Genomic DNA, 9,712 nt, shown 5'->3' on the forward strand with positions numbered 1-9,712 from the left:
CGCTTTGGCGAAGGCCTCCCACACCCGGCGGTAGTACGGGGGCTCGTGGGCCAGGAACCGCTTCCGTTCCTCCGTCTCCTCCAATAGATTCACGAAACGCTCGACACCCGCGGGGGAGTTCGCCGACTCGATTTCCACCCCGCGCCGCTCGGCCAGGCCGACGTTGTAGCGCGTGTGACTTTCGAGACCGGCCAGAAGCGCATCCTCGTCGGGGGTGAGGTCCAGAAGGAGCGTCCCCCTCGGCTGCACGTCCTGGACGCCGCGCCGGAATCCCAGCCCGGCCAGGAGATTTCTGGCGTCCTCGCCGTCGGGGACGCGCGGCTCCACGGTCAAGACGGCCGCGCGCCGGGCGAGGTCGTGCCCCTTCACCGCGTCGAGCCAGAGCTTCAGGGCCTCGGGACGCGCCGGATCCCACAACGGGCCGTAGGGGCAGTAGAGCCAGTCCCGGCCCAGGAACGGAAGCCGACGCACCAGCACCTGCCCCAGAACCAGGGGCTCCCCATCGGTGGAAATTACGGCGATGCGCAGGACGCGATAACCATACGCCGCCTTGACCTCGGCCCAGGCGGACGTCTGGGTGGGCGGCGCCCCGGGGAACAAGGGGCTTAAGCCCCTTGTCTCGACCAGGGCGTCCCACCCCGGAGGGTCGAAAAGTATTGCGCTCGACGCCAAGGCTCGCCCCTAAGCCGCGCCTTGCGGGTCTTCCTTCTCCCGCTTGGGCAGGCGCACGGTGAAGCTGGCCCCCTCGCCGGGGCGGCTCTCGAAGGAGATTATCCCCTCGTGGGCGTCCACGATGCTCTTCGAGATGAACAGGCCCAGGCCGGTCCCCTCGGCGGCGCTCGAGCCCCGCTTGTACTTCTCGAAGATGTGCTTCTGCTGATCGGGGGGGATGCCCGGGCCGTTGTCGGCGACGTAGAAGAAGACGTAATCGTCGTCCTGACCCGTGCCGACGGTAATCTCGCCGCCCCGCTGGATGAACTTCACCGCGTTCGACAACAGGTTGTTGATCACCCGCTCGATCTGGATCGGGTCGAACATGATCGGCGGCAGCGTCTCGTCCAGGTTCAGGCGCAGGCCGAGCTTTTTTATCTCCAGCTGGGCCGCCACGTTTTTCGCCAGGTGCGAGATGAGGCTCGAGAGCTGCAGGCGCTGCATGTCCAGCCGCACGCCCTCCGAGGAGAACTTGTTCACCGACAGGAAGTCGTTGATCAGGGCCAGCATCCGGTCCGCGTTGGTGGCGATGCTCGAGAGCGGATCTACCAGGCGCTCCGGCGGCTCCCCGTACGCTCCCGATAAAAGAAGCGAGCAGTAGCCCATAACGCTCGTCAGCGGGTTCTTCAGGTCGTGGGTGATCATGGAGATGAAGTCGTCGTTGAGGCGCTGGAGCCGGATTTTGTCCATCGCCTTCTCGACGGCCAGCTTGAGCACGTCGAAATCGAAGGGCTTGACCAGGTAGTTGTAGGCCCCGCGCCGAAGCGCCTCGATGGACGACCGCATCGAGGAGTAGCCCGTGATGACGATGACCAGCGTGTGCGGCAGGTTCTCGCCCACGTAGTCCAGGACGGTGAAGCCGTCCACCTTGGGCATCATCAGGTCGGCGATGACCAGGTCGTAGTTCGACTCGCGCAGCATCGAGATGCCCTCGCTCCCGTCGGACGCAGTGTCCACGCGGTAGCCGGTCTGCTCCAACAGGATGCGGATGGAGTCGCACATCCGACGTTCGTCGTCAATGACGAGTATTTTCTCGCGGCCGGACTCTGCCACAGCTATCCCTCCCGCGCCGGCAGGCTGATGGTGAACGTGGTCCCCTCGCCCGTGCCGCTTTGTGCCTCCATCATACCATCGAAACTCTGGACGATGCCATAGGAGACGGAGAGACCCAGGCCGGTGCCCTTCTTGCCCTTCGTGGTGAAGAACGGATCGAAGATGTAGGGCAGGTTTTCCTGGGGGATGCCTATCCCTGAGTCGGAGAAAGAGATGACCACCCGGCCGTCCGAGATGAAGGTGCGGACGGAGAGGGTGCCGCCGGAGGGCATGGCGTCCTGGGCGTTGGTCACCAGGTTCAAAAGCACCTGGCGCAACTGGTCCGGCGCCACCAGAACGCCGGGCAGGTCGTCCTGGAGGTCCTTTTCCACCGCGATACCCTGTTTTTCCAACTGGATGCCAACCAGCATCAACAGGTCCTCCACGAGCCGGTTGACGCTTGTGGATTCCAGGTAGGCGCTCTCGGGGCGGTAGAAGTCCAAAAGACCGGAGATGATGCGGGCGATGCGGTGGACCTCCTCCTCGACGACACCAATGGTCTTGTAAGGTTCGCTTGCGGGCTCGAGGTCCCCCTTGGCTATCTGGAGGTAGTTTGTGATTATCCCCAAGGGGTTGTTGACCTCGTGGGCGATGTCGGCGGCGAGCTTGCCCGTGGCGGCCAGCTTCTCCGACCGCGAGAGGGCGCGGCGCAGATCCTCGAGCTCGCGGATGTCGCGGCCCACGGCCACGCTGCCGGTGAACCGGCCCTTTTCGTCCACCAGCGGGGACACCGACAACTCCACCGTGATGGGCGAGCCGTCCTTCGTGCGCATGTCCACCTGGCGGACGGTGGAGGGCCGGCCGGAGTCCAGGCGTCGGGTCATCTCGGCCACCGTGTCCCGGTCGCGGTCGAAGTAGAAGGTCCCGATGGGCTTCCCCCGGACCTCATCCTCGACGTAACCGGTGGCCAGGGAGGCGGCGCGGTTGAGAATCTCCAGCCGGCCCTCGGCGTCCACCACGGTCACGAGGTCCGGCGAGGCGTCTATGACCTCGCGCAGGTACCGCCGGGCCGCCTGAAGCTGCGCCGTCTTGGCGTCCACCTCCCGCTCCAGGTCGGCCGAGTAGTTCGCCAGCGCCTCCTCGGCCTTCTTGCGCTCCGTGATGTCCGTGATGAGCGAAATCATGTACTGGATGGACTTATCGTGGGTGATGAAGTCTATGTTCATCTCCACGGGAATGCTGTCCCCGGATTTCTTCAAGAGGGTCAGCTCGGTGGGCTTTCCCGAGAAGATGGCCAGCTTGTCCTGGTACACCTGCGTGTCGAGCGTCTCCTCCAGGAGTTCGCCAATCTCCCCCGGCTCCTCGGGAACGATGAGGTCGTAGAACTTCTTCCCGATGAGCCCCTCCTCCTCGAAGCCCAGCATCTGCGAGAGGGCCGGATTGGCCATGGTGACTTCGCCCATGCGGTCGGAGAGGCAGATACCGATGGGGGATTTGGTCCAGATGGAGCGGTAGCGCTCCTCCGATTCGCGCAGCAGCTCCTCGGCCCGCTTGCGCTCCGTGACGTCGCGGACGATGACCAGGTCGGCCGGCGCCCCGGAGTACTGGATGAGCCCCACGTTCAGCTCCAGGGGGACGGTGTGCCCGCCCTTGTGCATCCCGGCGACCTCGTAGATGGAGGGCACCTCCTCGCCCCGCATGCGCCGTTCGTAGAAATCCTTCAGCCGGGGCCGGTCCTCCGGGGCGATGAAGTCGAAGAAGCTCTTCCCCAGCATCCCGCGAGAATCGTACCCGGACATGGCCAGCATGGCCGTGTTCACGAAGACGAACCGGAAATCCTGGACGATGACGACCCCGTCGGTGGCCTGCTCCACCAGGCTGCGGTACTTCTCCTCGGACTCCTCCAGGGCCTCCAGATACTGGGAGCGCTTGAGCGCCACCGAGGTCAGCCGGGCGAAGACCCGCACCTTGGCCAGATCGTCGTCGGTGAAGACCCGGTCCAGGGCGTGGATGAGGAACACGCCCAGCAGGGTCTCCCCGTCCATTATCGGCTCGCCCAGGACACTCTCGCGGTGCTCCTCGGAGTCGTCGGTGTCCTCGATGTGCACCACGGGGCGGTCCGGGTCGCAGAAGTTGGAGTAGGAACCGCGCCTGAGCTGGGCCACCTTGCCGCACAGCCCCACCCCCAGGGGGACCCGGAACGCCATCAACTCGTCCCGCGAGGTGGGGGCGTTCGTGTAGATGGGCGTGAGCACGCCCGGCGGCGCGCCGCCCTCGGGGTCGAAGGACAGGATGTTGCAGAAGTGGGCGTTCATCAACAGTCGGGCGTTGTCGGCGATTTTTCCCAGCACCTTCTCCAGATCGGCCTCGTCGGCCAGGGTCATCGTGGTCTCGTAGAGCGTGCGGTACGTGTCCTCACTCCGCTCGAGCGCCTGATGGTTCTGCGCCCGCTTGATGGCGATGGAGGCCAGACGGGCGAAGATGGAGAGCTTGCCCAGGTCGGCCTCGTCGTAGAGCTTGCCCTCGCTCCCGATTGTGATGACGCCCAGAAGGGTATCGGAGTCCATCACGGGCTCGGAGATGACCGACTCGACCGAGTCCACCTCATCGTCGGTGCCCTCGACGTGCACCACGGGGCGGTCGGGGTCGGTGTAGTTCGAGATTTCCCCGGCGCGCTCCAGGGCCACATGGCCGGAAAGACCCATCCCCAGGGGGACTAGGAAGCCGAGGATGGCTTCCCGCTCACGGGGTGCGTTGGAGTAGAAGGGTACCAACACCTCGCGGGACGCGTCGTAGGTGAAGTACGTGCAGTAGATGGAGGAAAGGAGCCGGGTGGCCTGGTCGCAGATGACCGAGATGATTTTTTTTAGGTCGCTCTCGTCGGCCAGGGTGAGCGTGGTGTCGTAGAGCCGGTGGTAGGTCTCTTCGGATCGGGCAAGGTCCTCCAGATTCTCGGAGCGCAGGACGGCTATCTCCGCCTGCCGGGCGAAGATGGAGAGCTTCTTGACGTCCTCCTCGGTGAAGACGTCGTCCTCCTTGTTGATGGTGATGACGCCGATAACCCGCCCGGAGTCGAACATGGGCACGCTGAGGACCGATTCACGGGTGTCCACCTCCTCGCTGGTGCCCGGCACGTGGACGGAGATGTCGTCGGTGTCCCCGATGTTGAAGCAGACCCTCTCCCCGGTCTGGGCCACCCAGCCCGAGATGCCCTCCCCCACGGGTATATCGAAGGCCATTATCTCCTCCGACGCCGTGGGGTCGTTGCAGTAGATGGGCCTAAGGACGCCTAAGCCGTCGTCGAAACGGTACACGGTGCAGTCGGAGGCCCGGGCCAGAGACGCCGCCTGGTCGGCGATGACCTTGATCACCTTCAGGGGGTCGGTCTTGTCGGCCAGGGCCAGGGTGGTGGAGTAGAGGCTCTTGTATGTCTCCTCGGAGCGGGCCAGGTCCTCGGACTTGCGGGTCCTCTTCACCGCTATCTCCGCCTGGCGGGCGAAGACGGTCAGCTTCGCCAGGTCCACCTCGGAGAAGGTGGCGTCGAACTTACCGATGGTGATGACGCCCAGCACGCGCTCGCCGTCGAACATGGGCACGGAGATGAGCGACTCCTTTTCGTCCTCCTGGGTGTCGGTGCCCGGTATGTGGACCGAGATTGCCTTCTCGGGCTCGCCGGCGTTGGCTATGATGCCCACGCCGGTGAGGGCCACGTGGCCCGAGAGCCCCTCGCCGAGGGGTATCGCGAAGTCCTTGAATATCTCCTGGTAATCCTGGCGGGTGGAGTAGATGGGCCTGAGCACCTTGGCGCCCGAGTCCACCAGGAAGAAGATGCACTTGCGGCTCCCGAACATGATCGAGGCCTGGTTCGCGATGACCTCGATCACGTGGAAGAGGTCGGTGGAGTCGGCCAGGGCCAGGGTGGTCTCGTAGAGGCTGTGGTACGTGCGCTCACTGGCGGCCAGCTCCTCGGTGTTCTTGGTGCGCTTGACCGCGATTTCAGCCTGGCGGGCGAAGATGGAGAGCCTCGCCAGGTCATCGTCGGTGAACCCCCCGGTGAACTTGCCCAGGGTAATCACGCCCAAAACTTTCCCGCCGTCGAACATGGGCACGGAGATCAACGATTCGCTCGAATCCTCCCCCTCGTCGGTGCCCTCGACGTGGACCGAGACCTCGTCCACCTGGTCGGCGTTCAAGTACCGGCCGACGCCCGACTCGGCCACCCGACCCGACAGCCCCACTCCCAGGGGCACCTCGAAGCCCATGATGATGTCGCGGTAGTCGAGCCTGGTCGAGTAGATGGGGGTGAGCATCCGCCGGTCGGAATCCAGGAGCAGGAAGAGGCACTGCTGGGCGCCCAGAAGACCGGTGGCCTGCACGGCGATGACGGCGATGACGTCGGTGAGCTCGGTGGAGTCGGCCAGGGCCAGGGTGGTCTCGTAGAGGCTCTTGTAGGTCTCCTCGGAGACGGCCAGCGCCAGCTCCGTCTTCTTGCGGTCGGTTACGTCCTCGGTGATGATGACCACGCGGTTCACCGCGCCCCCCTCGTCCGCCAGGGCGTAGAAGTGCTGTGAGACCCACCGTGCGCCGCCGGACCGCGGTTGGGGCAGCTCGGCCTCGGGGATGTGCAGGTAGCCGCCGTCGGTATAAACGCGGCGGACCTCGGAGAGCCACTCGCCCAGGTATTCGTCCGCTTCGTCGAACTTGAGCTCCGTCCGCTCCCTCTTTAAGTCTTCCTCCATCTCCCCCGGCGAGACGGCCCAGATGTGCCTCCACGCCTCGTTGCAAGACAGGAGCCCGCCGTTCGAGTCTCGCACCGATACGCCCAGGGGGGAGCTTGCGATCAGCGCCCGGCTGAACTCCTCCGACTCACTCAAGCGCTCCTGGGCCAGCTTGCGCTCGGTCACGTCCTCGAGGATGCCGTCTATGTGCCGGCCCTTCCCCCGTTCGTCCCGGACCAGGGTGGCGTTGAGCGAGGCCCAGAAGACGGAACCGTCCCTCGTCCTCTGCCGGACGCAGAAATCGGTCACGAAGCCCTTCGTCGTCAGGGACTCCACGAACTCCCGGCGCTCCAGAGGGTCCACGTAGTAGTCGCCCACGTTGACCGTCAACATCTCGTCCTCGGAGGCGTAGCCGAACATGGCGCAGAGCGCCGGGTTGGCCGACAGCACATCCCCGTCGGGCGTCGTGCGGAAGATGCCCACGGGGATGTTCTCCTGAAGCGAGCGGTACCGCTCCTCGGAATCGCGCAGGGCCACCTCGGTCAGCTTCTCCCGGGTGACATCCCGGACGACGGTGACCACCCGGTCCACCCGGTCGCCCTTAAACACTGGGATCTTGCGGGTCAGGGTGCGTATCTCCCGCCCGCCGATGACGCTCTTCTCCTCGGTCTGGAGCGTCTCGCCGCCGGCGAATACCTTCCCGTACTCGGCCCGGACGCTCTCGGGGAGGAACCCGAAGGCCCCGTAGACGGTCTTGCCCACAAAGCACGGGTCCAAGCCCAGCCCCTCCACCCACCGGGTGAGGTTCTTGTTGGCCAGGGTGATGCGGAGCTGGGAATCCACGACGTGGATGGCGTCCCCCATGGAGTCCAGGGTCGTGCGATACCGCTCCTCGGACTCGCTCAGGCGCTCCAGGGCGGCCTTCCGCTCGCTCTGGTCCGCCAGGATGCCGTCGTGGAATACGACCTCGCCGTCCGCGTCCCGCACCGCCCGGACGTTTATGAGCACCCAGAAACGGGAGCCGTCCCGACGGAGCATCTGGGCCTCGAAGTCGGTCACCACGTCCTGGACACCCAGGAGGGCGTTCAGCTCGCGGCGCCGCTCCGGCGAGGCGTAGAGGGCGATCACGTCCACTTCGAGCATCTCCTCGGGGGACGGGTAGCCGAACATCCTCACGAAGGCGGGGTTGACGGAGACGATCCGGCCGTCGTGCGTCACCCGGAACACCGCCACCGGAATGTTGTCCTGGAGGGAGTGGTACCGCTCCAGGGACTCCTCGAGCGCCTCCGACGCCCGGACGCTCTTAGTGATGTCGAAGCAGTTCCCCAGGTAGGCGGTCTGGCCGCCGTAGGGGACAGGCCGGGCGCCGACCAGAAGGACCGCCGTTTCGCCGTCCTTCTTTTTGATCCGCATCGTGTACCGGCTGGGGATATCCTCGCCCGATTGGCGGGCCAAAGCGCGCCGGTCGAGGAAGTCGCGGTCCTCCTCGTGGACCAAAACGCCGGTGTCCAGGGCCAACAGTTCCTTATTGGTGTAGCCGGTGATTTCGGCCATCTCGTCGTTGACGTAGAGGAAGTGCGCGTCCCGGTAGATGTAAACCCCGACGATGGCCCCCTCGCTAAGGACGCGGTAGCGCTCCTCGGACTCCCTTAAGCGCTCCTCGGCCAGCTTGCGCAGGGTGATGTCGCGGGACACGCCGATGATGGTGGTGGCCTTCCCCGCCTCGTCGTACACCACGGTGCGGGCATCGGACAGCCAGCGGTACTCTCCGTCCGCGTGGAGCAGGCGGTACTCGATGACCGGATTCTCCACCGCTCCGCGGGCGTTGTCCCGCAGCGCCTCCGCGTCCGCCACGACCCCGGCCACGTCGTCGGGGTGGATCCGCTTCGCCAGCTCGCCCGACTTCGCCATCTCGACGAACTGCTCGACCCCGTAGCCGAGGATTTTCACCAAGGCCGGGGAGAGGTACGCGTAGCTCTCGTCCTCCAGGTTCACCCGGTAGAAGAGGTCGTTGGTGTTTTCCACCAGGAAGCGGTACCTCTTCTCGGATTCGCGGAGCGCCTCCTCGGCCCGCACGCTCTCGGTGATGTCCACGCAGTTGCCCAGGTTCGCCGCGCCGCCCTCGCCCCCGGAGCTCGGGAGATTCCTCACCCGAAGCTCGACCACGCGGAGCTCGCCGTCCTTCCGACGAACGTGCATCCGGTAATTCGAGGGCACATCCTCGCCGCGCGCCTGCGCCTCGTTGAGCCGGCGAACGTACTCCCGGTCTTCCTCGGGGACGATGCCCCACGGATTCATCCCCAGGAGCTCCTCCCGACCGTAGCCGGTTATCTCCTCCATCCGGGGGTTGGCGAAGACGAAGCGGTCGTCCTTGAATATGTAGACGCCGACGAGCGCTTCCTCGGTGTAGGTGCGGTAGAGCTCCTCGGACGCCTTCAGCGCCACCTCGGTCCGCTTGCGCAGGGTGATGTCGCTGCCCGCTCCGATGAAGCTCCGTATCCAGCCGTCCGGATCCGTCAGCGGGATGAGGCGGATCTCGAAGTATTTTTTCAGGGCCCCCTCGCCGAAGCAGATATCGTTGGTGTGCACGCGACCCAGCTTCGCCCACTCGTAGGAATGCCTGATTCTCGCGCATTCATCCGGCGGGTGCAGGGCGGATACGGGCCTCCCGTTGTAGTGCTCGGGGGTGTGCCCCTCCACCGCGGCGAAGGCGTCGTTGACCTGCTCGTAGTGGAGCTCGCCGTCCGGCCCCTCCCTCACCGACCACAGGAGGACGTCCACCCCCTCGAAGAGCGCCCGGAGCTCCCGCAGGTGTCGGTCCCGGTCCTCCTCGGTCCGCACGTGCTCGGTGATGTCCACGCAGTTGCCCAGGCTGGCTATGCCAGAGTCGGCGAACCGGAGCGAAGCGGAGGATTGCGTTGCAAACCGAGGGAGCCGCTGCGCCCGGAGCTCGAGCACCCGCACCTCGCCGTCCTTCCGCCGGATGCGCATCCGGTAGGTCGAGGGCACCTCCTCGCCCCTGGCCCGGGCCTCCCCCCGCTCCCGTAAGTGACCGTCGCGGTCCTCCTCCAGAACGATGCCCATGGGGTCCAACCGGAGGAGCTCTTCCCGCGAGTAGCCGGTTATCTCCTCCATCCGGCGGTTGGCGAAGACGAAGCGGTCCTTCTCAATGATATAAACCCCGACGAGCGCCTCCTCGGTGAAGGTGCGGTAGAGCTCCTCGGACTGGCGGAGCCCGGCGGCGAGGAGCT

General features: G+C 65.5%; 3 protein-coding genes. All 3 read right to left on the minus strand.

What is annotated here, in order from left to right; genetic code table 11:
• Window positions 1–672 (minus strand): peptidoglycan bridge formation glycyltransferase FemA/FemB family protein (locus NTW26_02105; GenBank protein ID MCX7021066.1); only part of this gene is annotated, 672 nt, incomplete at its 3' end.
• A 9-nt stretch (window positions 673–681) separates the two neighbouring features.
• Window positions 682–1,764 carry a response regulator gene (locus NTW26_02110; GenBank protein MCX7021067.1) on the minus strand — a complete coding sequence of 361 codons (1,083 nt, stop codon included), beginning with the start codon at window positions 1,762–1,764 and terminating at the stop codon, window positions 682–684.
• A gap of 2 nt (window positions 1,765–1,766) precedes the next feature.
• Window positions 1,767–9,712: PAS domain S-box protein (locus tag NTW26_02115; GenBank protein MCX7021068.1), on the minus strand; the 7,946-nt coding region annotated here is incomplete at its 5' end.

The organism is bacterium (genome assembly GCA_026398675.1).
GTDB lineage: Bacteria > RBG-13-66-14 > RBG-13-66-14 > RBG-13-66-14 > RBG-13-66-14 > RBG-13-66-14.